Here is a 22,625-nt window from a genome sequence, read left to right as displayed (position 1 = left end):
CCGGTAGGTATCGACTGGGCCCGCTTGCGGCGGGCTCAGAACTGGAAATAGATGAACGAGGCCCCTCCGGAGGAGAAGGCCAGCAGTGCCAGCGCAAGCCCCGCGAGCGCCCCGCCCTGCAGCACGACCGGCGCGCGCAGGTAGCCGCGGGCGGCGTGCTCGAAGAGGCGCGGCGGCAGGTAGTGCAGCAGCACCGCGACGAACAGCGTCGTGAGTCCGACGGCGGTGAACGGCGCCGCGGGGGTGGCAACCACCGGCTGCAGCATCGCCGCGACGTAGGCGGCGGCGCTGTCGAGGTCGGGCGCGCGGAACAGGATGCGCGACAGGGCGATGATCTGGAAGGTCAGCAGCAGCGCGAGGAGACGGGGCAGCGCGCCCTGCGGCTCGGCGGGCAGGCCACGCGCCTCGCGCCGGCCGCGGCGCCAGCGCTCGAAGCACACGCAGCTGCCGTGGATCAGGCCGTACAGCACGAAGTTCCACCCCGCGCCGTGCCAGCAGCCGATCGCGACGAAGGTGATATAGAGGTTCACATACACGTTGCCGCGCTTGGAGCCGCCGATGCCGAAGTACAGATAGTCGCGGAAGAAGCCCGACATCGAGGTGTGCCAGCGCTGCCAGAAGTTCGATACGCTGAGCGCGCGGTAGGGGCGGTCGAAGTTCGTCGGCAGCTCGAAGCCGAGGAGCTTGGCGACGCCGCGCGCGATGTCGGTGTAGCCGGAGAGATCCATGTAGAGCTGGAAGGTGAAGGCATACACCGCGACGATCAGGAAGAGCGGCGAGTAGTCGGCCGGCGACGCGAAGGCGGGATTCACCAGATGCACCGCGACCACGTCGGCGAAGGCCATCTTCTTCACGAAGCCGCGCAGGATCAGCACCAGCCCCTCCTCCACGCGCTCGCGGCTGTCCGGCAGCGGCTGCTCGAGTTGCGGCAGGAACTGGCGCGCACGCGTGATCGGCCCGGACAGCACGGTCGGGAAGAAGGCGACGAAGAGCGCGAAGTCGCGGAAGCTGGCGCTCGCGCGCTCGCGGCCGCGGAAGATGTCGAGCGTGTAGGACAGGCTCTGGAAGGTGAAGAAGGAGATGCCCACCGGCAGCAGGAGTTGCAGCACCGGGAGCTCCGCTTCGAAGCCGAAGGACGCGAGGAGGTGCGCGGCGCCGTCGATGAAGAAGTTCGCGTACTTGAAGCAGGCCAGCACGCCGAGCGATGCCGCGAGCGCGAAGGCGAGCCACAGCTTGCGGTCGCGCGTGCGCCCGCTCGCCTCGATCCGCCGCCCGGCGACGAAATTCACCGCGCTCATCAGGAGCAGCAGGCCGGCGTAGCGCCAGTCCCAGCACATGTAGAAGTAGTAGCTGGCGGCGAGCAGCAGGTTCTTGCGCGCGTCGAGGCGGTGCAGGAAGTACCGGTTCAGCGCGAACACGACACACAGGAACAGCAGGAAATGCAGGGACTGGAAGGACATCGCGGATCAGGCGCCGGGAAGGCCGCGGCGCACGAGGAAGGCGAAGATCGCGTCGGCCGCGAGCCGCTCGCCGGCAAGCGTGAAATGGCTGGCGTCGGCGAAGTACTCGCGGCCGCCGGGAATGCGTTCGTGCAGCGGCAACACCGGGACACCCAGGCGCCGTCCGACCTCGAGGATCTCGCCGTTGTGGCGGTCGTAGAGCGCGTTGAGTCCCGCCAGATCGAAGCACGGATTGAAGTAGCGCGCCTGCGCCGACAGCCGCATCTGCTCCTCGAGCGGCTGCTCGGGGCGGTAGGCGCGCGCGTTGGTCGCGAGCACGAGCGGCACGCCGGCGTCACGCGCCTTCGCGATGAGGCGCTCGAGCCGCGCGCGATAGGGCTGCAGGTCGACCGCGGCGGGGTCGAGCACGGCCTGCCTGCCCGGCGCGGCGGCGCGCAGGAACGCGGTGTGGCGCCGCACAGCGTCGACGCTGAGCAGCCAACCGGGCAGGCTCACGAGCGGCAGGCCCTGGCGCAGCGTGGCCGATGCGGGGGCCTTGTCGCGGCAGTAGTCGGCGAAGTCGTTGAAGCCGGGATAGACGATAACGAGGTCGGGCGTCAGCGGCAGCACGACCTTTTCCAGCATGCGCAGCTGGTCGGCGAGGCGGTAGCCGGAGATGCCGGCGTTCACGACCTCGATGTCGCGCTGCGGGTAGCGCGCACGCAGGCGCTCGCCGAGCAGGGCCGGGAAGGTCGCGTCATTGCTGCGGGTGAGCTCGCCCATTACCGTCGATGCGCCGACGACGGCGACGCGCAGGCTGCCCGGCGTGCGCTGCGGCGCAAGCTCCGGACTGCGCAGGCCGAGGCTGTTGCTGCGGATCTCGACTTCCCTGCCGGGGAACACCCGGTTCGGGCGCAGGAGCTTGAGCCCGGTGCGCGCGTCGTCGACGTAGCGCGTCTCGCCGCGCAGGGCGTTGAACACGCTCTGGCCGAAGCGCAGATGCGAGCGGACCTGCAGCGCGGTTTCGACGGCGACGAAGAGCAGCGCCGCCGACAGGACGATCGCCGCGACGCGCCGGCCGGGTCCGGATGCGCGATTCATCGTGCCCAGGCCGCGCGGCAGCGCCACGCCCGCAGCATGAACAGCGGGTTGCCGATGATGTAGCGATGGAACAGGCGGCGCGGCTCGCGCGCGAAGCGGTAGGCCCACTCCATGCCCACACGCCGCATCCAGCGCGGCGCGCGCTCGACCTTGCCGCCGAGGAAGTCGATGACCGCGCCACCACACACGATCAGCGGTGCGCCCGCGGCGGTCGCGCGCACGAGGCGGGCGACCGTTTCCTGCTTGGGCATGCCCATGCCGAGCACGATCAGCTCGGGCCGCGTGCGCCGCACCGCCTCGCAGTAGTGCGCGGACGAATGGAAGCCGTTCTCGCACGAGACGACCTCGACGCCGAAGTCCGCGGCGCAGCGTGCGGCGGCCGCGGCAAGCCAGGTCTCCGAGGTCCCCCACAGCGCCACCCGCCGGCCGCGATACGCTTCGAGCAGCAGCGGGATGAAATCGGTGCCGTTCATGTTGAGCCCGGGATCGCCGCCCAGCATGCGGAACAGCGTCGCCATGCCCGAGCCGTCGCGCAGCAGCACGTCGGCATCGCACAGCGCCTTGTAGAACTCGAAGTCGCCGACGGCGGAATTCATCGCGTGGGCATTGACGAAGGCGAGCATGCGCGGCTGTCGCCCGGCGGCCAGTTCTTCGACGAGCCGCGCCGCGTCGTCTTCGGAGGGAATGGTCAGGAGATGGCGCAGGACCTGGGTCCAGCGCGCTTGCAATACGGTTGGCGGAGTCATGAGGCATCCCTGCGGGAGCGCACCCAGTCGACCTGGCGGCGGACGAGGAAGCGCAGGTAGAGCGGGATCTTCGACAGCGCGTACAGGGGCGCGCGGACGAGATCGGCGAAGGAGACGCTGTCGCGGCCGCAGGCGGCCCACGCCAGCAGCACGGACGTCGCAAGCAGCGCGCACGCGAGCGCGGCCAGCGCGAAGGGCAGGACCGCCCCGGAGGCCGCGAACAGCGCGCCGGTGACCGCGAACACCGCCACGACGGCGAGCGTCAGCAGCGCGAGCGGCGGCACGCACAGGTCCAGCACGAGCGCCGCGAGACGTAGATTGCGGCGGGTGAAAGCCGCGCGCAGCAGGCGCGGCGCGGCGCCGACGATCGTCGCGAGGTGGCCGTGCTCCCAGCGCGTGCGCTGCGTGCGCGCGCCTTCGGTCGAGCGCGGGAACTCGCTGCCCACCAGCGCGTCGGGGCAGAACAGCGGGGCCTGCCCGGCCGCGGTCAGATCCAGCCCCAGCTTGAGGTCCTCGACGATGTGGCCGCTCGCGAGCTCGGCGGCGCACAGCGTTGCCCACGGGAACACCATCCCCGAACCCATCAACTGGCACGGCAGGCCCAGCCGCGCATACCCGAGCGGGCGCAGACGGTTCTTCACCGCCCAGGCGAATTCGGCGATGCGCGCCTTGAGACCGGAGCCGGGCGGCGCATACATCAGGTACAGCGCCTGCACCGGTCGCCCGCTCGCACCACAGCTGCGCGCGAGGCGGTCCAGCGCGCCTTCGGCGAGGCGACAGTCGGCATCGACGATCGCGACCACCTGCGGCGGCGCCGCCTCCAGGTAACGCATGCCGAAGTCGAGCGCGTAGCCCTTGCCGCGGCGTTGCGGGTCGTTGCGCACGATCACTTCGGCACCGGCCGCGCGCGCAAGGATTGCGGTGTCGTCGCTGCAGTTGTCCGCGACGACCACGACGCGGTCGCCGTCGGTGAGCTGGGCGCGGATGGCGCGCACCGTCGCGGCGATCCCGAGCGCCTCGTCATGCGCCGGGACCAGCACCGCGGCGCGCGGACGCGGCGCCGCCGGAACCGGCCGGCGCCGGCGCGGCGGCAGTGCGACGAGGATCTGCACGAACAGCAGGACCACCGGCACGAGGAGCAGCGCGGGGACGATGGCGAGGAGCGCGGACACGATGCTCATGCGCAAGCCTCGTGGAAGTAGTCCGCGAGCTTCGCCGCCTCGCGGTCCACATCGTGGCGCTCGAGCACGCGCCGGCGCCCCGCCTCGCCCATACGTTCGAGCTCCGCGGCCGGCGCCGCCAGCACGGTTTCCAGCACGGTGGCGAGCGCCTCGACCGACCCGGCCGGAAAGAGCCAGCCGTTTTCCTGCGGGCGCACCAGTTCGGGGATGCCCGCAACATAGGTCGTGGCCACCGGCCGGCGCAGCGCGAGCGCTTCCATGATGACGACCGGCAGGCCTTCGGCGAAGCTCGGCAGCACCAGCGCGCGCGCGGCGAGGATCTCGTCGCGCACCTGCTCGCTGCTGATCCAGCCGGTGATCCGGATCCGTCCCTGCAGGCCGTGCCGGGCAACGAGGCGTTCGATCTCGCCACGCAGCTCGCCGTCGCCCGCGAACACCATCTCGAAGTCGATGTTCTGCGCCGCCAGCCGCGCGAGCGCCTCGACCAGCAGCAGTTGGCCCTTCTGCTCGCACAGGCGGCCGACGCACACCAGGCGCGGCGCGGCCGGCACCGGCGTCGCCGGCACGCAATGGAAGGCCGGCTCCAGCCCGCAATGCACGATCTTCACGCGCTCCCAGTCGCGGTGCGCCGCCCAGCGGAAGAGCTGGCTGCGGCCGAAGGAGCTGATCGCGACGACGAAGGCGGAGCGGCGGATCTTCTCGCCGGTGCCGAGAAAGCCGGGCTTGTCGAACTCGTCCGGCCCATGCACCGTGAAGCTGTAGGGCACGCCCGCGAGCGCCTCGATCAGCATCGCGACCTCGGCCGGGTTGGTGCCGAAATGGGCATGCACGTGGCGCGCGCCGAATTCGCGCAGGGCCGGCAAGGCGCGGCAGGCCTCGGCGAGATAGACGAGGTGGTAGGGCCACGGCCGGTCGGCGCGGCGTCCCATGCGCAGCGCGAGCCGCAGTGCCGCGAGAAAGCGGCCGGGGCGGTGCAGCGCGACCTGCACGACCGCCTTCGCCAGCGCCCCCATGCCGTCCCGCAGCAGGTAGGTCGTGCGCGCCTGCTCGGCGCGGTCCTCGGCATCCACGAGCTCCGCATCCCAGCCGCGCACGGCGATGCGCAGCACGTCGAAGCCCTGCCGCTCCAGCGCGAGGATCTCGCGCCGGATGAAGCTGTGGCTCACCTTCGGGTACTGGTTGATCAGGTAGGCGATCCTCAACGTCCGCCCTCCGCGACGAGATTGTCGACTTCCACCACTTGCCTCTCCTCTTCCATCGCTCGCCGCGCCGCGGCGCCACCTCCGCCGACGATGCGCGCCGGCGCCCCCACCGCGGTCGCGCCGTCGGGCACGTCGCACAGCACCACCGACAGCGCGCCGATGCGGCAGCCCCGGCCGATGCGCACACCCCCCAGCACCTGCGCGTAGGCGCCGAACTCGACGTCGTCGCCGATCACCGGCGCCGGGCCACCCTCGTGGCGGTTGCCGATCGTCACGCCCTGGCGCAGCGTGCAGTTGCGCCCGATCACGGCGCCGGGATGCACGAACACGCCGCCGAAGTGCCAGATGCGCAGCCCGCCGCCGATCCGCGCGGCCTTCGGCAGGCTGATGCCGACCACGGTTTCGACGACGCGGAAGGCAAGCCAGTAGCCCGCCGTCAGCAGCCGCTTCGCAACACCGTCCGGACGTGCATCGACGCGGCGGCCGAAGCGATACACGGCGACGGCCCAGATCGATTGCTCCTTCAGGAAGGGGCGGCGCAGGCCGCAGCGGCGCAGGTCCGCAGCCCAATCGGTATCGCGCGGCGCACGCAACGCGTCGCCCCCAGGGCTATGCGACGACGCGCTCATCCGCCCGTCCTCAGCAGTTCGGCGCGCACCGTCGAGCCGCTGCCGATGCCGCTGGTCACCGTCACCACCGGCGTCACTGTCCCGCCCGGCCAGACGAAGTCGGCGACCTCGTCGTTGTTCAGTTCCTTGCTGTCGAACACCGTCGCGCCGCTCGCCTTGTCGCGCAGCTGCAGGCGCAGGCGCGCACCGCCGGTCGCGATCGCGCGCAGGCGATAGCCCTGGCCGGCGACCGGCACCGCCCATGCGACCGGGTGCAGGCTGCGGCCGCTGCTGTTCACCATCACCGTCGCGCTCGCGCTCGGCGGGAACACGACCGCCTGCGCCCAGGTCTCGAAGCTGCCCGATACCGTGCCGCTCGTCCGCGTCCACGGCCCGCGCATCGACAGCAGGTTGAGATTGCGCTCCGCCTCGACGGGCCGATCGTCGCCATCGACCCAGCCGTCGACCGCGACCACCTGCCGCAGCCCCTGGCGGATGCGTTCGAGATCCGCCGCCGCCACGGTGTTCCAGCCGCCGCGATGCAGGTTGAAGCCCGACCCGTTCTCGACGTAGATGACGTAGGGCGTGCCGCGGTTGCGGTCGACGACGTAGGCGCCATAGGTCTTCAGCGTCTCGGCCACCTTGCGCACGGCCGGCGTCTGGATGCTGCCGACGTTGAACTCGGGCGGCAGCATCACCAGCGCGCCTTCGGGGATCTTGCCGGTATTGGTCGTCGCCGCGTCACGGTCGGCCGACGTGGCCGGGAAGACATAGGCCGGATTCGCCGACAACGCGTTGTAGGTCAGCGACATCGCCAGCGCATGGCGGTACAGCGGCCGCCCGTCGTCGATCTCGTGCTTGCGCATCAGACCGCCCGAGGTCGGCACCGCGGCCGCCCGCGCGCCCTGGAAGTAGTGCGCCGGATCGCCCCAGCCGCGCCCGTCGAGGCGCGTCCACGCGTACTGCGCAGCCATCCACTGCCCCGCCGACTGGCGCAGCTTGTAAAAGGAATGGATGACACCGGCGACCGGATCGACGATGTCCGCGTGCCCATCCGCAGCGCTGGCCGGTATCACGTCCGCGGGCCAACGCGGGATCGCCACCGTGCGATGGACGCCCGCATCGGGGTCCCACACGCCCTTGCTGTTCGGCGGCCCGACCACGGTCACCGGCGGATCCTCGCTGCCCGCGACGAACACGCCGGTCGACCAAGCCCCTTCGGCGATCGACGGGTAGTAGTCCGACTTGGGAATCACGAAATCACTGAACTTCGGGTTCACGGGGCGGCTGTTCCACGGCGAAGTGGCCGCGAACGGCGTCTCATAGCTACCCCACACCGTCCCGTTCTGCGCCGCGACGCCGCCGCCGGCGAGTGCCAGCGCCAGCCCGCAGGCCGCGAACGATGCAACGCGCGCGCCCGGGGGGCGCCGGATGATATTTGTCATGCTGTGTCTCCTTCCGTCTGCGTCGCCGCGCTTGCCGTCGCCGTCCGGCTCAGCGCAACGGCGCAGGCGGCGCCGAGCACGAACCACACGTACCAGTTGAAGGCGAGATAGGCGAGGACGTTGTCCGATGCGGAAATGATCAGGTACTCGACGACCAGCGCAATCGCGACGAAGGCGCCGAGGCGGTCGACCGCGGCCATGCGCCGCAGCGTCGCGAACAGGCGTGCGAACAGCCACGCGAAGGCCGCGAGGCCGAGCACGCCGAGTTCGAACAGGATCTGCACGTAGATGTTGTGCGCGCCGAAATTCACCCCGCCCGAGTACGGGAAGAAGACCGGCGCGAAATGCTTGAACGCGCCCAGCCCATAGCCGAGCGGCAGGTTCCCGGGGCCGATCCAGCGCAGGCCGTACTCCCAGATCTGCAGGCGCCACGCGAAGGAATTGAGCTTCGCGTACTGCACGATCTCGTTGCCGCTGCCCAGATCGAGGACGCGCTCGTGCACCCCCGGCACCAGCAGCGCAAGCGCCGGCGCGAGCAGCAGATAGACGAGGTAGCGCCGCTCGAACATCAGCGCATACAGCGCGAAGATCGCGAAGCAGGCGACCCACGCGCTGCGCGTCTGCGTGAGCAGCAGCAGGCCCAGCAGCACCGGCACGTAGGCCGTCAGCAGCGCGCGGCGCAGCGGCGTCAGCACGACCGCCGGGCTCTTCAGCGCGTACAGCGCCAGCAGCAGCACCAGCGTCAGGTAGAACGCGAAGATGTTCGGATGGCTGAAGGTGCTCTTCAGGCGGAAGGCCTGCAGGCCGCCAGCCAGCCCGTGCAGCGCCAGCTCCGCGAACCCGTACGCGGCCGGCAGCAGCGACGACAGCAGCACCAGCTTCACGCACACCTTGAAATCGCCCTCGCCCTTCACGAAGTGGAACGCGCTGACGAAGACCGCGAAGTAGGACAGCAGGCCGAGGTAGCTCCGCACCGCGTCGCCGGCGTTCGGCGCCATGCCCACGCCGACCAGTGCCGCGATCAGGAAGCCTGCCCAGGGCGCGCCCATCCGGCGCGGAAAGCGCTCCGGCCGCGCCGCGACCAGCAGCACGGCGATCAGGATCACGAAGGCATTCACCAGCCCGCCGAAGCCGATCGCGAGGCCGCCCACCGCGACGCGCGTGTTCTCGAACACCAGGTCGCCCGCCGCGCGCAGCAGCAGCACCAGCGCGAGCAGCATCAGCCGGTCGTACAGGAAGACGATCGCGAGCACCAGCAGTGCCGGCAGCGCCAGCAGCCGCACGACGCTCCCGGACATCGCCTCCGCGTACAGCGGCAGCGCCAGCCCGACCGCCAGCGCGACGAGCAGCGCGCCGCCGGTCAGCACGGCAGGAGGGGGCGATTGCACCGCGTAGCCCACGTCAGTACCCGAAGCGCCCCGTCATGCGCCGCTTGGCCGCCCGCGCGAGCGCCACGCCGCACAGCAGCGCGCTGCCCGGACGGGGCGTCGTCGCAACGATGCGACGGCCGAGCCGCAGCACGTCCTCGAACGACCCGGCGCCCGCGAACACGTCGAGGAAGCCCCTCAGCGCCTGCGCGGCCTGCTCGCGCGGCAGGCGCGCATACTCGTCGGAAAACTTCTCCAGCATGCGCCGGTGCCCCTGGATCAGGGACGCAGGATTCGACGAGATGCGATGCTTGTCGGCACCATTGTGGAAGTACGAGACCAGGTAGTCCTCGACGCAGCAGAACTTCGTCACGCGGCTCAGGCGGATCGACAGATCCCAGTCCTGGCAGCTCCTGAGGCCTTCGTCGAGACCGCCCACGCGTTCGAACACGTCGCGCCGCACGACGATGCTGGAGAAGGTGCCGACGTGGTTCGCGACCAGCAGCGCATCGGCGACGCTGCCGTCGAGGCTGCGGTCCGAGCGCGACACCTCGTGGCCGTCGCGGTCGCGGCCGATGAACCAGGTGTACGCGAGGCCGTACTCCGGCCCGCGCTCGCCCAGCAGCGCGATCTGCCGCTCGAGCTTGCGCGGCGCCCAGCTGTCGTCGCTGTCGAGGAAGGCGATGAAGTCGCCGGTCGCGACCCGCACGCCGGTGTTGCGCGCCGCAGCCCCGCCGCGGTTGTGCTCATGCGCGACGTAGCGCACCCGCGGATCGCCGATCGCCGCGACGCGCTCGCGCGTGTCGTCGGTCGAGGCGTCGTCCACGACGACGATCTCGAAATCCTCCAGCGTCTGCGCCAGCACGCTGGCGATGCACGCACCAATCGCGTGCCCGCGGTTGTAGGACGGAATCACCACGCTCACGAGCGGCGCAGGCACGCGGCGCAACACCTGCTGCGCGGCGGCGATCTCGGGGTCGTCGGTCAGGCGGCTCATGTCTCAGTCCCCATTCATCACGGCACCGGCCAGGCCCACGCCGGACTCGCGCAGGCGCTCCGCATAGCGGCGCACTGCCGCCATGCGGCTCACGTTGCGCCGGGCGACCATCAACGCCGCGCGCGCGCGCGCCGCCACCATCACGCCGTCGGCGCAGCGGTCGCCCGCAGCGGTATCCAGGATGACGATGTCAAAGGCCGTCGCGTACTGCTGCAGCAACTGCGCCAGCACCGGGCGCGACAGCAATTCCTGCGGGTTCGGCGGCACCACCCCCGCGGGCAGCAGTGCGAGCGAGCGCAGACCGGGCACCGGCCGGATCGCGTCCGGCGCGGGGCGGCCGAGGAGCAGCGCGGAGAGTCCGCTGCGGCTGTCGATGCCGAACAGGGTATGCAGCGACGGCCGGCGCAGGTCGGTATCGATCAGCAGCGTGCGCAGCCCCAGCTGCGAGAACACCACGCCCAGGTTCGCCGCCATCCACGAGCGTCCGGCGCCGCGCTCGGCGCTGACCACCGCCAGCAGCCTGCGCCCCGCGGACGGGTCGAACCAGCGCAGCATCAGCTGGCTGCGCAGCGCGCGCAGCGCCTCGACCTGCGCCGAGAACGGACTGAACGCGGCGACCACGCTGCTCGACACCTTACTGTCGCCCGGCTGCAGGCAGGGGTAGTCGAACTGCCGCGCCATCGCGTAGCGGATGTCGCGCTCGCTCGCGAGGCCCAGCTCCACCGCGGCCTCGCCAAAGCGCAGGCCCTTGTCGCGCTGCAGGCGCGCGATGCGTTCATTCTCGTCGGCGCGCAGGCGTCCGGCTGCCATCAGGATCGCGCCGATCGAATGCTCGCCCTTGGGATCGAGGGCGCTGCTCAGGGGTGCGTTCATGGGATCAATAAGCTCCAGCAGTTCGACTCGACACTCGCGCCCGGCTAGCCCGGTCGCCCCGCCGGCTGCCCGGCACGCTGCCGAGCACCGGCACACCCGGCAGCCCTGCGAGGTCATCCTCGCCACGCACGCGCCGGTCGATCAGTTCGATCAGCAGCGCGCTGCCCACTCCCAGCACGACGCCGACAACCAGCGCCAGCGCCAGCTTGATCAGCAGGCGCGGACCGGACGGCCACATCGGCGTCGCCGCGGGCGTCAGCACCGCCACGTTGATCTGCTGTGCCTGGCTCTCCAGGCTGGTCGCCGCAAGGCGCTGCGCCACCTGGTCGTAGGCCTTCTGCGCGCCCTCGACATCACGCTGCAGCACCGCGATCTGGTCGCGATGCGCCTGCAGCTGCAGCACGCGCGCCTTCTGCGCCTGCACCGCCGCCGCCACCTCCGCCTCGCGCGCCGCGCTCATGCGGCTCGAGGTACCCAGCGACGCGGCGATGCGCTGCGTCTCGGCGCCGACACGCTGGCGCAGCGAATCGATCACCGCGGCGAGCTTGCCGACCTCGGGATGGTTCGGCCCCAGCCGGCCGAGCATCTGCTCGCGCTCGGCCTCGCGCCGGGCGAGATCGGCCTTCAGGTTCGCGATCAGCGGGTTCTGCGTGACCTCCGGCAGCGATTCGGCCGACCCCGCCTGGCTGTGGCGCGACCGGCTCTCGGCCCGCTGCCCCTGCACCTGCACGAGCTGGCTCGACAGCTCCGCGAGCCGCGCGGTCTCGACGTCCAGACGGCCGTCCGCAGTGACGATGCCGTGCTTCTGCTGATAGTCCGACAGGCGCTTCTGCGCCGCCTCCAGCTCCTCGCGCAGGCCCTGCGTACGCTCGTCGAACCAATGCGCATACTGGCGTGCCGGCTCCACCCGCAGCTCCAGGGCCGTCTCCATGTAGGCCTTCGCGAAGGTGTTGGCGATCATCGCCGCGAACTCGGGCTGCGAGGCCGTGTAGCGGATGCGGATCACGTTGCTCTCGCGCGCCGGCTTCACCTCCAGGCCCGAACGCAGCACCGCTCCGATCCAGGCGCGGAGGTCCCCGGTACCCTCGGTCGCCGCCTGCCACTGTTCCTGGAACTGCGGCAGGCGATCGAGCCCCGCGAGCTCCACGACGCGCAGCGCCACGCGCTCCGAGCCGATGATGTCGACCTGGGTCGCGATGTGGCCGGCAATCAGCTGCGACGGCATCATCCCGCCCGCCATCGGGTCGGCCGATTTCGCGTCGACGACCAGCATGGTCTCGGCCGAATACTTCTGCGGCAGCACGATGCTCACCGCGAACGCCGCCGCCATCACGACGAACACCACCGCGCACACCAGCCCGAAGCGCGCACGCAGGACGCGCAGGAATTGCCCCAGATTCATGATCGACCCCGCCTCAGAACAGGCTTTCCTTCACGTAGATGATGTCGTCCGGCCGCAGGCGGTCTTCCAGCGCGGGCTCGATCACCGCGAGATTGCCGTCGGGGGCGCGGCGATGGATGCGCAGCCCGCGAACCGTGCCGCGCAGCGTCGGCCCGCCGCCGGTCGCGAGCGCCTGCATCACCGTCATGTTGCGTTCGAGGCGGAAGGCGCCCGGCTTCTGCACCTCGCCGTAGATGTAGAACACGTCCGCGCGCCGCACGTAGATCACGTCGCCGGGGGAGAGCATCACGTCCGCATCGGCATCGCCACGCTGGAACAGCGCCGGCAGATCGAGCTCTCGCCGGATGCGCTGGCCGTCGCGTACACCGACCAGCACCAGCACGTCGTCGCCGCCCGCGGCGATCCCGCCGGCGTTCGCGAGCATGTCCGTCACGCGCACGTTGAAGGTGTCGAGCGGATAGCGTCCCGGCTTATTAACGTGCCCCAGCACCGCGACCTGATTGCCGCGGATCTGCACCGGCAGCACGGTTACCTGCGGCTGCAGCACGAAACCGCCCGCCCGCAGGCGCTCCGCGACCAGCGCTTCGGCAGCCGACACCGTGCGCCCGCCCAGCGGCACGCTGCCGATCAGCGGGAAGGTCAGCGCGCCGGTCTCCGACACCCGCCCCTCGGTCGTGAGGTCGGGGTTCTGGAAGACGCTGATACGGACGATGTCGCCCGGCCCCAGCACGTACTCGCGCGCGTTCTCCTCGACCGGCGCGGCCACCGCCACCGCCCCCAGCGGGGCCGCCCACGCCGGCGCGCACGCCAGACACGTCAGCAGTGGCAGATGGGACAGGACTCGGAACAGTTTCGACAACGGCATGGGTGCTCTTCCTCGATCATTGGGATACGGGCGCAAGCGGCACCTCCGCGGCGTCCGCCTGCGAAGCCTCCGCCGGTGCCGCAGCGGTCGCGGACGACGCCGCAGGCGCATACTCGATGCGTGCGCCGCCGCGCAGACGCTCGACTTCCGCCTTCGCCAGCGCGGTCTTGCGTTCATTCACCAGATAGCGTTTGATCATCGGGCGCGCGGCGGCCTCATCCATCGGCTGTTCGCGCGACGTGACGAGATGGATCAGCAGCGCACCGCTCCCGGTCCGGCTCACCACCATCTGCCCGTCCTTCATGCGTGCAAAGCCCTTCAGGCTCTCGAGCGGCAACTGCTCGGCGGGCTTCACCGCGGTCGCGAGGCGGAACTCGATCTGCTCGCGCGCGAGCCAATCCTTCACCTCGTGCACGCTCGCCGCCTTCGTGCTCAGGCGTTCCAGCTCGCCAAAACGCTCCGCCGGCATGCGGATCTCCAACTCCTGCAGGCTGTAGATCCGGCGGCGCGCGAACAGCTCCGGATTGGCGGCATAGAAGGCCGAGATCTCGGCATCGCCCGGCGGCGGAATCTGCTCCGTCACCTGCTCGAGGTAGGCGCGCGCGAGGATCTCCCGCTGCGCCGCCTCGAACGACTGCAGCACGCGCGGATCGCGATCGAGCCTGCGCTCGCGCGCCTGCTGCACCATCAGCTCCTGGTCGATCAGGCGCTCGAGCGTTCCCTCGTCGGCCGCGCCCTGCGTCGCGACGCGGGCCGCAACCGAATTCAGCTCGTTTGCCTGAATCTCCTGCTCATTCACTTTGGCAATCACCCCGAACGCCGGCTTGCCTTCCGCCTCGCCCTTGCTGCAGGCATTGAGGAGAAAGACCGCGATGAAGACAACAGGAAATGCGCAGCGTGCAGCCGAAGACATCGACCTACCCGAAAAATGGAATGAACCCGGAAACATCCAATTGATGTCGGCAATTGCCCGGCACCAAGCGCCGCGCAATTGCGCGCACCGCAATTACTGGAATAACGGCGAATTGCGGACACGCAGCATCGCCGCAAGCCGCTGACGCGCAATCAGGGCAAAAAGCGCGAACCCCGCCAGGAGCAGCGAATCGACTCCGCCCTCCCCCTCGTCCGCAGCACCAAGGGAAAAACGCAAAGCCACGCCTTCGGCAAAGGAACGCGGCGCAGCCTCGCGCCCGACGGCCGAAACGGCCGCCGCCCCGGCCTGCGGCGCCACGCCGGACGCGGCTTCCAGCCCGGCCACTGGCGCAGGCGCATCGACACGCGCACCGGCGACGCTGGCAAGCGAAGTCATCATCCCGGTCGCGATCAAGGACGGCGCACCGGTCAATTCTGCGGCCCGGTCCTCGTAGCGGATCGTCACGCCGTCACCCGACAGGGTCACGGTATTGGCCAAGGCTGCAGGAGCGACGGCAAACAGAAACGCCGAAACAACGACCATTCTTCTGTCGATGATGGACATGGGCATTACCTCTCTATTGGGATGCAAGCGCCTCATGCGCGCCTGCATCATTCCGACCCTTATTCAATTTCCAATCATTTTCTTACGCTAGCGGGCCGGATTATTCGATTTATTGCTTTGCACCATAACCACGTAAAAAACCGTAGTCAATAAAGGAAAAACTCGTTTTCATTTCTCAATATATTTGCAACGATCACGAAATGAATCCTTTCATTTGCCGCACGACATCCGCTCATCCGGCACCAATCGAGTGCAGTCGAATGCCGGCGCGGTGCGTTCGCACCCCCGAACAGGGCATCGCGATTCATAGCAATTGCCGCGCTAAAAGCGGAAGCGCATCGACAGATCGGCGGTATCGGCCGAATAGGCACTCAGGCTGCGCGAACCATCCCGCACCTGGCGCTGCACGCTGAACGCGACGCTCAGCGCACGCATCGGCCGGTACTCCGCATGCAGGCCATAGCGGTAACTCCTGTCCTCCGGCTTCTCGCGCGTCGCGCCCGCTCCCGCCAGTTGCGGGTCGCCGCGGTAGTCGCGGCGGCGCCACTCCAGTCCCGCACCGAGACTCATCTTGTCCGTGACATTCCACTTCGGCGCCAGCCGCACCGCGTCGGTCACCGCATAGTTGGCCGCAAGGTCCTGCTGGGCACCGATCTCGCGCCTCACGCTCAGATCCACCGACGTCTTCGCGGTCGCATCCCAGACGATTCCGACGCGTCCGATCGTCCCCCGGAAATCACGTTCCGGCGCCCGCCGGTATTCGAGCCGGGTTTGCCCGATGAAGCCCGAAACCCGCGTCGCGCCTGAGAGTTGCCACTCTCCGCTGAGCCGCAGCTCCTGCTGCCGGTAATCGCGAATCGAGCCCGCCACGGCCGGCCGGTTCGGGTACTGCCCGTCGGTGTCGCGCAGCGTCAGCCGCGCATGGTTGCCGGTGGGCGGCCGGTAGGTGAGATTCAGGTCCACCGTATCGGCATCGAACTCGGCCGCATCGGCATCGCTGCTGTCGAACCGGCTCCGCGCATGCGCAAACCCGGCACCGACGGCCCAGCGGGGATGCCACCAGTAGTCGGCGCTGGCATGCGTGCGGGCATAAGCATTCAGATTGCGTTCGGTACCGCCCGCCTCGTCGAAGCCCGTCAGCGACTCGCGATACAGGTGGCCCAACTCTCCGCTCCAGCGGTTACCCAGTTGCCATTCCCAGCCCAGCCGGGCATCCGGCCGGTCGTAATCGAGTTCGTCATGCACCGCGTAGCGCGCGCTGACGAGGTTCACATCCGCCAGCAAGCGCTGACGCCCGTAGCGCCGGTCGAACTTCAGGCCAATTCCGGTTTCGCTCACCGTGTCGTGCGCCTTGTTTTCGGGCGCGCGCTCATCGTCATCGATCCGATAGAGATTGCTCTCGTACCGAATCGACTGACTGATACCGAAATTGAGTGCATCCCCTTCATCGGCATGCGCTCCTTCGTACAGGAAAGCCGATGCAACGGTAATCGCACACGTAATCGAACTGAAATATCTCATGCCTGCCGTGCCATTTTCTTCGGCGCAAGAATAGTCGAAATAGATCGGATAAAAATAAAGCTTGTAAGCACATTAAAAAGTGTTCTAAGTCGTTGATTGCGATATTCAAGAGCTGGCCAAACGACAAAGTCATCGACCTAAAACCCATTTCGAAATCATGGATAAACACAACATCCTTCTGTTTTTGCGTAGTTTTTTATGATTTTTCAATCCGCACCTGCAACCCGGCATCAATTTCGCGAATTCTTCCGCCACACGCTCAACAACATTTGCGCGAATATTTTTACTTACAAAAGCGCATCCACGTCGGAGCCTCTCCCGTAAGATGCCAAGAACGATTCTGACAATCGCTCTCGGCACCGTCCTCGCGTCAAATTCGCCGCAAACGGACGGAATCATGCAGCGCACAAAACTCAATTCCCGACATCATGCTTGCAGCTCTGGATAGACAAGGCAGCCTGCTGCGCGGCAGCTTCACGTTGAGCGGCGCAATCGAGGCATTCATCGATCCGGTCACCGTCGTCGCACTTCTATACGCCTGCGCCGCATGGCACGGCGAACGCCTGCTGAGTCCGCCCTATATGATCCTGGGCGCACTCGCCTTCGCGCTGACGTTTCCCGGCAATATCGGATTACATGAAAGCACGCGGACCATGGTGCGCAAGGTCGCAACCAACTGGCTGCTGTTCACCGCCGCCGCGGGGGCGTTCGGCTACGCCAGCGGCTACCTGCACTACTTTCCGTACGCGATGCTCGTGACCTGGTTCTGCGCCACCCCGGTCGCACTCGTCGCGGTCCATGCGGCCGCGCGGCAAGCCCTGCCGAAATGGATGGCGATCGGCGACAACCAGCGCATCGCCGTCGTTGCCGGCGTCAACGACATCGGCCTGAAACTCGCGCGCGAGTTTCGCGAGCACCCCTACCTCGGCACCCGCGTGGTCGGCTTCTTCGACGACCGCCCGCGCGTGCGGCTGCCCGACACCGATGGCGCACCGCTGCTCGGACCGCTCGCCGGGCTCGCAGAGTTCGTCAAGCGCCGCCGGGTCGAGGCGATCTACCTGGCGCTGCCGATGGCCCCGCAACCGCGCATCCTCGCCCTGCTCGACGACCTCAAGGACACCACCGCATCGATCTACTTCGTGCCCGACATCTTCGTCACCGACCTGATCCAGGGGCGCGTCGACAACGTCGGCGGCATGGCGGTCGTCGCCGTGTGCGAGACGCCCTTCACCGGCCTCAACAACATCGTCAAGCGCGGCTCCGACTTCGTGCTCGCCTTGCTCATCCTGCTGCTGCTGAGCCCCCTGCTGCTGGCCGTCGCCCTCGGCGTGAAGCTCTCCTCCCCCGGCCCCGTCGTCTTCAAGCAGCGCCGCTACGGCCTCGACGGCCGGGAGATCCTCGTCTACAAGTTCCGCTCGATGACCGTCTGCGACGACGGCGCCAGCGTGCGCCAGGCCACCCGCAACGACAGCCGCATCACCCCCTTCGGCGCCTTCATCCGCCGCACCTCGCTCGACGAGCTGCCGCAGTTCGTCAACGTGCTGCAGGGACGCATGAGCATCGTCGGCCCGCGACCGCACGCCGTCGCGCACAACGAGGCCTACCGCAAGCTCATCAAGGGCTACATGATCCGCCACAAGGTCAAGCCGGGCATCACCGGCTGGGCACAGGTCAACGGCTACCGCGGCGAAACCGAAACGCTCGACAAGATGCAGAAGCGCATCGAGTACGATCTCGACTACCTGCGCAACTGGTCGCTCGGCCTCGACCTCTGGATCATCGTCAGGACCGCGCTGATGGTCGTGCGCGACCCCAACGCGTATTGAAGCGAGGTCGGCAAATGCGGCGCCTGGCGCCGGCGCGCGACCTGCCCGCGAGGACGTGCGTGAAACCAAGCGCGCCGCGCGCCGTCAAACTGCTGTTTCACGAAGCCCGATCATGATCCCTGCCCGCTACCGCGCCCTCCTCCTCACCGCCGGCCTGGCCGCGACCGGCCTTGCCGGCGCCGCACAGCCGACGGACATCCGCCCCGGCCTGTGGGAATTCCGTTCGACCCGGCTCAACATCGCCGGCCTACCCGACATGTCCGCGCAGATGGCCCAGGCCCAGCAGTACCTCCGCAGCCTTCCCCCCGACATGCGGCGCATGGTCGAGCAGCAGATGGCCGCACGCGGCGCCAGCCTCGGCAACGACGGCACCGTGCGTAGCTGCATCACGCCCGAACAGGCGAAATCCGACACCATCTTTTCGGGCAAGACCGAAGGCAACTGCACGCTCGACAAGGTCGTGAAATCCGGCAGCACCGTGCGCGGCCATCTCACCTGCACACAACCCACCGCCACGGGCAACTTCGAGGCAAACGTGCAGACGCCCGAACGCTTCACGACGCGGGTGCACATGAATTCCCAGCGCGGGGACATGCAGATGGATACGGACGCGCGCTGGCTCGGCGCCGACTGCGGCGCGCGGCGCGAAGGCTAGCGCACCACTTCGCGAGCGCCGCGGCGGGGAGGCGACTGGCGGCGCATATCGCCACAGGAATCGCCAGGTCGTGCAGAATGCCGGCATTGTCGGCGCCACGCGCTCGTGGCGCACCGGCCCGCGGAAACCCGCCATCCGACTGCCAACTCACCCATGAAAATCGCCACCTGGAACGTCAACTCCCTCAAGGTCCGCCTGCCCCACGTGCTCGACTGGCTCGCCGCCAACCGGCCCGACGCGCTGTGCCTGCAGGAGCTCAAGATGGAAGACAAGGCCTTCCCCGCCGCCGAACTCGAGGCGGCCGGCTACCGCGCGGTGTTCAACGGCCAGAAGACCTACAACGGCGTCGCGATCCTCAGTCCGCACGCGCCGGATGAGACGACGCGCGACATGCCCGGCTTCGCCGACGAACAGAAGCGCATCATCGCCGCCACCATCGGCGGCGTGCGCGTCGTCAGCGCCTACTTTCCCAACGGCCAGGCCGTCGGCTCCGACAAATTCGAATACAAGCTGCGCTGGCTCGCTGCCCTCACCGAGTGGCTGCGCGAGGAGATGAAGGCCCACGAGCGCCTCGTGCTGGCCGGCGACTTCAACATCGCCCCCGAAGACCGCGACGCGCACCCCGATTGGAAGGAAGAGATCCACGTCTCGCCGCCCGAACGGGCCGCATTCGCCGCGCTGACCGAACTGGGCCTCGCCGACGCCTACCGCCTCTTCGATCAGCCCGAGAAGAGCTATTCGTGGTGGGATTACCGCATGGGCGCATTCCGTCGCAACTTCGGCCTGCGCATCGACCACATCCTCGTCTCGCCGGCGCTGCGCGGAAACTGCCGCGCCTGCGCGATAGACAAGACCCCGCGCAAGCTCGAACGCCCGTCCGACCATGCCCCGGTGGTCGTTGAGCTCGACCTGTAGGCACCGCCCCGCCATGAGCACGCCGACCCCGGACCCCGCCCTCGCCGCCGCCCACTATCCGATGATCGGAGCGCTGCCCGAAGCCGCGCGCGGGCGACTGCTGGCGGCGGGCCGCTGGGCGCGCGTGCCGGCCGGCACCCTGCTGTTCGACGACCATCAAGCCTGCGAAGGCTTTCCCTTCGTCGTCGAAGGCTCGGTGCGCGTGGTCAAATGCGCACCGAACGGCCGCGAGCTGCCGCTGTACCGCGTCACGCCGGGCGAGACCTGCATCATCTCCTCGTCCTGCCTGCTCGGGCACGACGACTACAACGCGCGCGGCATCGCCGAGACCGACACCGTGCTGCTGATGCTGCCCAAGCCCGAGTTCGACGCGCTGCTCGCCGAACCGACCTTCCGCAGCTTCGTGTTCCACCTCTTCGCCGAGCGCATCGCCGACCTGATGCAGCTCATCGAGGAAGTCGCCTTCCACCGCCTCGACCAGCGCCTCGCCGCCCAGCTCCTCGGCAAGGGACGCCTCCTGCACGTCACGCACCAGCAGCTCGCCGACGAGCTCGGCAGCGTGCGCGAGTTCGTCAGCCGCCTGCTGAAGGGCTTCGCCGCACAGGGCCTGGTGAAGCTGTCGCGCGAACAGATCGAAATTCTCGACCCCGCGGGCCTGCGCCGCATCGCAAGCGACGGCCGGCAAACCTGAGCGATCGGGGCTGTGTAACCGAGGTTACAGACCGGGGGGCCGGCGAGTGTTGAAATACGCTCGCAAACCTAGACAACCCCCGGAGCAAATCATGAATGCAAACGTCGGCGGCATCGACAAGATCCTTCGCATCGTCGCGGGCCTGGTCCTGATCGGTCTCGCGATCATGGGCATCGGCGCCCCCTGGACCTGGATCGGCGTCGTGCCCCTCGCCACCGGCCTGATGGGCTGGTGCCCGGCCTACTCGATCTTCGGCCTCAACACCTGCCCGATGAAGAAGGCCTGAACGTCCTTCGCGACGTCGCAAAAAAGCCGGGGCGACCCGGCTTTTTGTCGTTTACGGCTCGGATTCCGCCCGAACTACGCGGAGCCGCCCTTCTTCGCGACGTGGTTCGCAATATTGACGTAGTCCGTAACGCTCAGCCGCTCGCCGCGCAACCCCGAGTCCACGCCCAAGGCCGCAAAGTCCTGCTCGTCGAGAAAATCGCGCAGCGTGTTGCGCAGCGTCTTGCGCCGCTGCCCGAAGGCCGCCGCGACGATGCGGCCAAGCAGTTCCTCGTCCTCGGCGCCGAGCTGGTCGGGCGGCAGCGGCACCATGCGCACGATGCTGGAAGTCACCTTCGGCGCAGGGCGGAACGCCCCCGGAGGCACGTCGAACAGGCGCCCCATGCGGAAACGGTACTGCAGCATCACCGACAGGCGTCCGTACTCCTCGGTCCCCGGCTCGGCCACCATGCGCATCACGACCTCCTTCTGCAGCATGAAGGTCATGTCCGTGACGCTCTCGGCGAAGGACGCGAGATGGAACAACAGCGGCGTCGAGATGTTGTACGGCAGGTTGCCCACCACGCGCAGCGGCGCGCCCAGGGTGCCGAAATCGAACTTCAGCGCGTCGCCCTCATGGATCGTCAGGCGCTCCGGCGTGTAGCGCTCCTTCAGGCGCGCTATCAGGTCACGGTCGATCTCGACCACGTGCATGTGCCCGAGGCGCTCGACCAGCGGATCGGTCATTGCCGCGAGCCCCGGGCCGATCTCGACGATGGTGTCGCCCACGGCAGGGCGGATCGCATCGACGATCTTGCGGATGATGTTGGGGTCGGACAGGAAGTTCTGCCCGAAGCGCTTGCGCGCGTGATGCTCGGTCATTGATTGTCTCATTCACATAGGCGAAGCGCAGGCGCAATACGCCGACGCGGGCACGGCGCAGCCCCCGTCAGGGTGCCTTTCGGGGCGAGGCGTCCGCCACGCGCCAACGAGCACCGGAAGGCCCCCTGGCGGGGGCGGCTGGCGCGCAGGGCGCGATCCGCATTGTTCTTACTTGCATTCAGCCGCCTGCGCCCGCCATGGCAATCGCCAGCTCGACCGCCGCGAACAGGCTACCCGGATCGGCCTTTCCCGTTCCGGCAAGATCGAGTGCGGTGCCGTGATCGACCGAAGTGCGGATGATCGGCAGGCCCAGCGTCACGTTCACGCCGCCGCCGAAGCTCGCGTGCTTGAGCACCGGCAGCCCCTGATCGTGGTACATCGCCAGCACCGCGTCGCCCTGCTCCAGCGTATGCGGCACGAACAGCGTGTCGGCGGGCAGCGGTCCGGCGAGTTGCATGCCCTCGCGGCGCAGCTTCTCCAGCACCGGCGTGATCACCTCGATCTCCTCGCGCCCCATGTGACCGCCCTCGCCCGCATGCGGATTCAGGCCGGCGACGAGGATGCGCGGCGCCGTCAGGCCGAAATGCCGCACCAGGTCACCGTGCAGGATGCGCAGCGTCGCCTCCAGCAGCTCGCCCGTGATCGCCGCCGGCACCGCCGCGAGCGGCAGGTGCGTCGTCGCCAGCGCGACGCGCATGCCGCCGCCGACCAGCATCATCACCACCAGCGGCGTGCCGGTATGCTCGGCGAGATACTCGGTATGCCCGCTGAAGGGCACCCCGGCGTCGTTGATGACGCCCTTGTGCACCGGCGCCGTCACCATCCCGGCGAACTCGCCCCTGCGGCAGCCCGCCAGCGCGCGGTCGAGCAGCGCGAGCACGTAGGGGGCGTTTGCCGCGTCGAGCGTGCCGGCGCGCGCCGGCACCGCCAGCGGCACATGCAGGACTTCGAGTGCGTTCGCCGGCGCCGCATCGCATGCGGGATCGAAGGGCACCACCGCGACGCGGCCGGCGGCACGCTCGCGGATCAGCCCGATGTCGCCGAGGACGACGGTACGCACCGGCCAGCCGCGCCCGGCCAGATGCGCGCACAGCTCCGGTCCGACCCCGGCCGGCTCGCCGCTCGTGACGGCGAGGACAGGCAACCTCGTGGGCAACCCCGGCACGCC

At 68.8% G+C, this 22,625-nt stretch carries 22 protein-coding genes; 5 read left to right on the top strand and 17 right to left on the bottom strand.

The window, feature by feature from the left end; all coding sequences use genetic code 11:
- Window positions 1-35: 35 nt before the first annotated feature.
- The 15 genes from AzCIB_RS04115 to epsL form a co-directional block, all read right to left on the bottom strand.
- The gene (locus AzCIB_RS04115; RefSeq protein WP_050414719.1) at window positions 36-1,460 is read right to left on the bottom strand and encodes an MBOAT family O-acyltransferase; all 1,425 of its coding nucleotides are present in this window, start codon (window positions 1,458-1,460) and stop codon (window positions 36-38) included.
- Window positions 1,461-1,466: 6 nt separating this feature from the next.
- Window positions 1,467-2,540: an SGNH/GDSL hydrolase family protein gene (locus tag AzCIB_RS04110; RefSeq protein WP_157058418.1), complete on the bottom strand. Its 1,074-nt coding sequence runs from the start codon at window positions 2,538-2,540 to the stop codon at window positions 1,467-1,469.
- Window positions 2,537-3,286 carry a WecB/TagA/CpsF family glycosyltransferase gene (locus AzCIB_RS04105; protein ID WP_050414717.1) on the bottom strand — a complete coding sequence of 250 codons (750 nt, stop codon included), beginning with the start codon at window positions 3,284-3,286 and terminating at the stop codon, window positions 2,537-2,539. Before AzCIB_RS04105 ends, AzCIB_RS04110 begins: the two co-directional genes overlap by 4 nt.
- Window positions 3,283-4,467: a glycosyltransferase family 2 protein gene (locus AzCIB_RS04100; protein ID WP_050414716.1), complete on the bottom strand. Its 1,185-nt coding sequence runs from the start codon at window positions 4,465-4,467 to the stop codon at window positions 3,283-3,285. Before AzCIB_RS04100 ends, AzCIB_RS04105 begins: the two co-directional genes overlap by 4 nt.
- Window positions 4,464-5,669 (bottom strand): glycosyltransferase, encoded by a 1,206-nt coding sequence (locus tag AzCIB_RS04095; RefSeq protein WP_050414715.1) that lies wholly within the window; start codon window positions 5,667-5,669, stop codon window positions 4,464-4,466. Before AzCIB_RS04095 ends, AzCIB_RS04100 begins: the two co-directional genes overlap by 4 nt.
- Window positions 5,666-6,298, bottom strand: coding sequence for a serine O-acetyltransferase (locus tag AzCIB_RS04090; RefSeq protein WP_050414714.1), 633 nt, complete (start codon window positions 6,296-6,298; stop codon window positions 5,666-5,668). The genes AzCIB_RS04095 and AzCIB_RS04090 overlap by 4 nt, the downstream gene beginning before the upstream one ends.
- The gene (locus AzCIB_RS04085; RefSeq protein ID WP_083446868.1) at window positions 6,295-7,722 is read right to left on the bottom strand and encodes an Atrophin-1 multi-domain protein; all 1,428 of its coding nucleotides are present in this window, start codon (window positions 7,720-7,722) and stop codon (window positions 6,295-6,297) included. Before AzCIB_RS04085 ends, AzCIB_RS04090 begins: the two co-directional genes overlap by 4 nt.
- The gene (locus tag AzCIB_RS04080; RefSeq protein WP_050414713.1) at window positions 7,719-9,122 is read right to left on the bottom strand and encodes an O-antigen ligase family protein; all 1,404 of its coding nucleotides are present in this window, start codon (window positions 9,120-9,122) and stop codon (window positions 7,719-7,721) included. The genes AzCIB_RS04085 and AzCIB_RS04080 overlap by 4 nt, the downstream gene beginning before the upstream one ends.
- A 1-nt stretch (window position 9,123) precedes the next feature.
- A complete protein-coding gene (locus tag AzCIB_RS04075) occupies window positions 9,124-10,086 on the bottom strand; it encodes a glycosyltransferase family 2 protein (protein WP_050414712.1) in 963 nt (320 codons plus the stop codon).
- Between the two features lie 3 nt (window positions 10,087-10,089).
- The gene (gene epsG / locus AzCIB_RS04070; RefSeq protein ID WP_050414711.1) at window positions 10,090-10,959 is read right to left on the bottom strand and encodes a chain length determinant protein tyrosine kinase EpsG; all 870 of its coding nucleotides are present in this window, start codon (window positions 10,957-10,959) and stop codon (window positions 10,090-10,092) included.
- 4 nt (window positions 10,960-10,963) lie between these two features.
- Window positions 10,964-12,361, bottom strand: a complete 1,398-nt coding sequence (gene epsF / locus AzCIB_RS04065; RefSeq protein ID WP_050414709.1) for a chain length determinant protein EpsF — start codon at window positions 12,359-12,361, stop codon at window positions 10,964-10,966.
- Window positions 12,362-12,374: 13 nt separating this feature from the next.
- Complete coding sequence (gene epsE, locus AzCIB_RS04060) at window positions 12,375-13,226, bottom strand: polysaccharide export protein EpsE (RefSeq protein ID WP_050414708.1); 852 nt, start codon at window positions 13,224-13,226, stop codon at window positions 12,375-12,377.
- A 16-nt stretch (window positions 13,227-13,242) separates the two neighbouring features.
- Window positions 13,243-14,139 carry an EpsD family peptidyl-prolyl cis-trans isomerase gene (locus AzCIB_RS04055; RefSeq protein ID WP_050414707.1) on the bottom strand — a complete coding sequence of 299 codons (897 nt, stop codon included), beginning with the start codon at window positions 14,137-14,139 and terminating at the stop codon, window positions 13,243-13,245.
- Window positions 14,140-14,232: 93 nt separating this feature from the next.
- The gene (locus tag AzCIB_RS04050; protein ID WP_157058417.1) at window positions 14,233-14,703 is read right to left on the bottom strand and encodes a hypothetical protein; all 471 of its coding nucleotides are present in this window, start codon (window positions 14,701-14,703) and stop codon (window positions 14,233-14,235) included.
- A gap of 321 nt (window positions 14,704-15,024) precedes the next feature.
- On the bottom strand, window positions 15,025-16,224 hold the full coding sequence (gene epsL / locus AzCIB_RS04045) for an XrtB/PEP-CTERM-associated polysaccharide biosynthesis outer membrane protein EpsL (protein ID WP_083446867.1): 1,200 nt from the start codon (window positions 16,222-16,224) through the stop codon (window positions 15,025-15,027).
- 428 nt (window positions 16,225-16,652) lie between these two features.
- Here epsL and AzCIB_RS04040 point away from each other — a divergent pair, with 428 nt between their 5' ends.
- The 5 genes from AzCIB_RS04040 to AzCIB_RS04020 all read left to right on the top strand — a co-directional run bounded on the left by AzCIB_RS04040 (window position 16,653) and on the right by AzCIB_RS04020 (window position 20,597).
- Window positions 16,653-18,050, top strand: coding sequence for an undecaprenyl-phosphate glucose phosphotransferase (locus tag AzCIB_RS04040; RefSeq protein ID WP_232299353.1), 1,398 nt, complete (start codon window positions 16,653-16,655; stop codon window positions 18,048-18,050).
- A 112-nt stretch (window positions 18,051-18,162) separates the two neighbouring features.
- On the top strand, window positions 18,163-18,705 hold the full coding sequence (locus AzCIB_RS04035) for a DUF3617 domain-containing protein (RefSeq protein WP_050414705.1): 543 nt from the start codon (window positions 18,163-18,165) through the stop codon (window positions 18,703-18,705).
- 153 nt (window positions 18,706-18,858) lie between these two features.
- Window positions 18,859-19,620 carry an exodeoxyribonuclease III gene (xth, locus tag AzCIB_RS04030; protein WP_050414704.1) on the top strand — a complete coding sequence of 254 codons (762 nt, stop codon included), beginning with the start codon at window positions 18,859-18,861 and terminating at the stop codon, window positions 19,618-19,620.
- A gap of 13 nt (window positions 19,621-19,633) precedes the next feature.
- Window positions 19,634-20,311, top strand: coding sequence for a Crp/Fnr family transcriptional regulator (locus AzCIB_RS04025; RefSeq protein WP_050414703.1), 678 nt, complete (start codon window positions 19,634-19,636; stop codon window positions 20,309-20,311).
- 91 nt (window positions 20,312-20,402) lie between these two features.
- Complete coding sequence (locus AzCIB_RS04020; RefSeq protein ID WP_050414702.1) at window positions 20,403-20,597, top strand: YgaP family membrane protein; 195 nt, start codon at window positions 20,403-20,405, stop codon at window positions 20,595-20,597.
- A gap of 74 nt (window positions 20,598-20,671) precedes the next feature.
- Here AzCIB_RS04020 and rsmA read toward each other — a convergent pair whose 3' ends face one another.
- Both rsmA and pdxA read right to left on the bottom strand, forming a co-directional pair.
- Window positions 20,672-21,457 carry a 16S rRNA (adenine(1518)-N(6)/adenine(1519)-N(6))-dimethyltransferase RsmA gene (gene rsmA, locus AzCIB_RS04015; protein WP_157058416.1) on the bottom strand — a complete coding sequence of 262 codons (786 nt, stop codon included), beginning with the start codon at window positions 21,455-21,457 and terminating at the stop codon, window positions 20,672-20,674.
- 178 nt (window positions 21,458-21,635) lie between these two features.
- On the bottom strand, window positions 21,636-22,622 hold the full coding sequence (gene pdxA, locus AzCIB_RS04010; protein ID WP_232299352.1) for a 4-hydroxythreonine-4-phosphate dehydrogenase PdxA: 987 nt from the start codon (window positions 22,620-22,622) through the stop codon (window positions 21,636-21,638).
- Window positions 22,623-22,625: the final 3 nt, after the last annotated feature.

Origin of the sequence: Azoarcus sp. CIB, from assembly GCF_001190925.1 — a bacterium.
Classification (GTDB): domain Bacteria; phylum Pseudomonadota; class Gammaproteobacteria; order Burkholderiales; family Rhodocyclaceae; genus Aromatoleum.
The sequence above is the reverse complement of the archived record's forward strand: the minus strand, read 5'-3'. Positions and strand labels throughout refer to the sequence as shown.

Excerpts from the sequence above, each read along its gene's own strand:
- AzCIB_RS04090 (WP_050414714.1), bottom strand. The coding sequence starts at position 6,298 with ATGAGCGCGTCGTCGCATAGCCCTGGGGGCGACGCGTTGCGTGCGCCG.
- rsmA (WP_157058416.1), bottom strand. The coding sequence starts at position 21,457 with ATGACCGAGCATCACGCGCGCAAGCGCTTCGGGCAGAACTTCCTGTCC.
- epsF (WP_050414709.1), bottom strand. The coding sequence starts at position 12,361 with ATGAATCTGGGGCAATTCCTGCGCGTCCTGCGTGCGCGCTTCGGGCTG.
- AzCIB_RS04055 (WP_050414707.1), bottom strand. The coding sequence starts at position 14,139 with ATGTCTTCGGCTGCACGCTGCGCATTTCCTGTTGTCTTCATCGCGGTC.
- AzCIB_RS04020 (WP_050414702.1), top strand. The coding sequence starts at position 20,403 with ATGAATGCAAACGTCGGCGGCATCGACAAGATCCTTCGCATCGTCGCG.
- AzCIB_RS04040 (WP_232299353.1), top strand. The coding sequence starts at position 16,653 with ATGCTTGCAGCTCTGGATAGACAAGGCAGCCTGCTGCGCGGCAGCTTC.
- AzCIB_RS04110 (WP_157058418.1), bottom strand. The coding sequence starts at position 2,540 with ATGAATCGCGCATCCGGACCCGGCCGGCGCGTCGCGGCGATCGTCCTG.
- AzCIB_RS04115 (WP_050414719.1), bottom strand. The coding sequence starts at position 1,460 with ATGTCCTTCCAGTCCCTGCATTTCCTGCTGTTCCTGTGTGTCGTGTTC.
- AzCIB_RS04050 (WP_157058417.1), bottom strand. The coding sequence starts at position 14,703 with ATGTCCATCATCGACAGAAGAATGGTCGTTGTTTCGGCGTTTCTGTTT.
- epsG (WP_050414711.1), bottom strand. The coding sequence starts at position 10,959 with ATGAACGCACCCCTGAGCAGCGCCCTCGATCCCAAGGGCGAGCATTCG.
- epsL (WP_083446867.1), bottom strand. The coding sequence starts at position 16,224 with ATGAGATATTTCAGTTCGATTACGTGTGCGATTACCGTTGCATCGGCT.
- epsE (WP_050414708.1), bottom strand. The coding sequence starts at position 13,226 with ATGCCGTTGTCGAAACTGTTCCGAGTCCTGTCCCATCTGCCACTGCTG.
- AzCIB_RS04085 (WP_083446868.1), bottom strand. The coding sequence starts at position 7,722 with ATGACAAATATCATCCGGCGCCCCCCGGGCGCGCGCGTTGCATCGTTC.
- xth (WP_050414704.1), top strand. The coding sequence starts at position 18,859 with ATGAAAATCGCCACCTGGAACGTCAACTCCCTCAAGGTCCGCCTGCCC.
- AzCIB_RS04025 (WP_050414703.1), top strand. The coding sequence starts at position 19,634 with ATGAGCACGCCGACCCCGGACCCCGCCCTCGCCGCCGCCCACTATCCG.
- AzCIB_RS04105 (WP_050414717.1), bottom strand. The coding sequence starts at position 3,286 with ATGACTCCGCCAACCGTATTGCAAGCGCGCTGGACCCAGGTCCTGCGC.
- AzCIB_RS04100 (WP_050414716.1), bottom strand. The coding sequence starts at position 4,467 with ATGAGCATCGTGTCCGCGCTCCTCGCCATCGTCCCCGCGCTGCTCCTC.
- AzCIB_RS04075 (WP_050414712.1), bottom strand. The coding sequence starts at position 10,086 with ATGAGCCGCCTGACCGACGACCCCGAGATCGCCGCCGCGCAGCAGGTG.
- AzCIB_RS04035 (WP_050414705.1), top strand. The coding sequence starts at position 18,163 with ATGATCCCTGCCCGCTACCGCGCCCTCCTCCTCACCGCCGGCCTGGCC.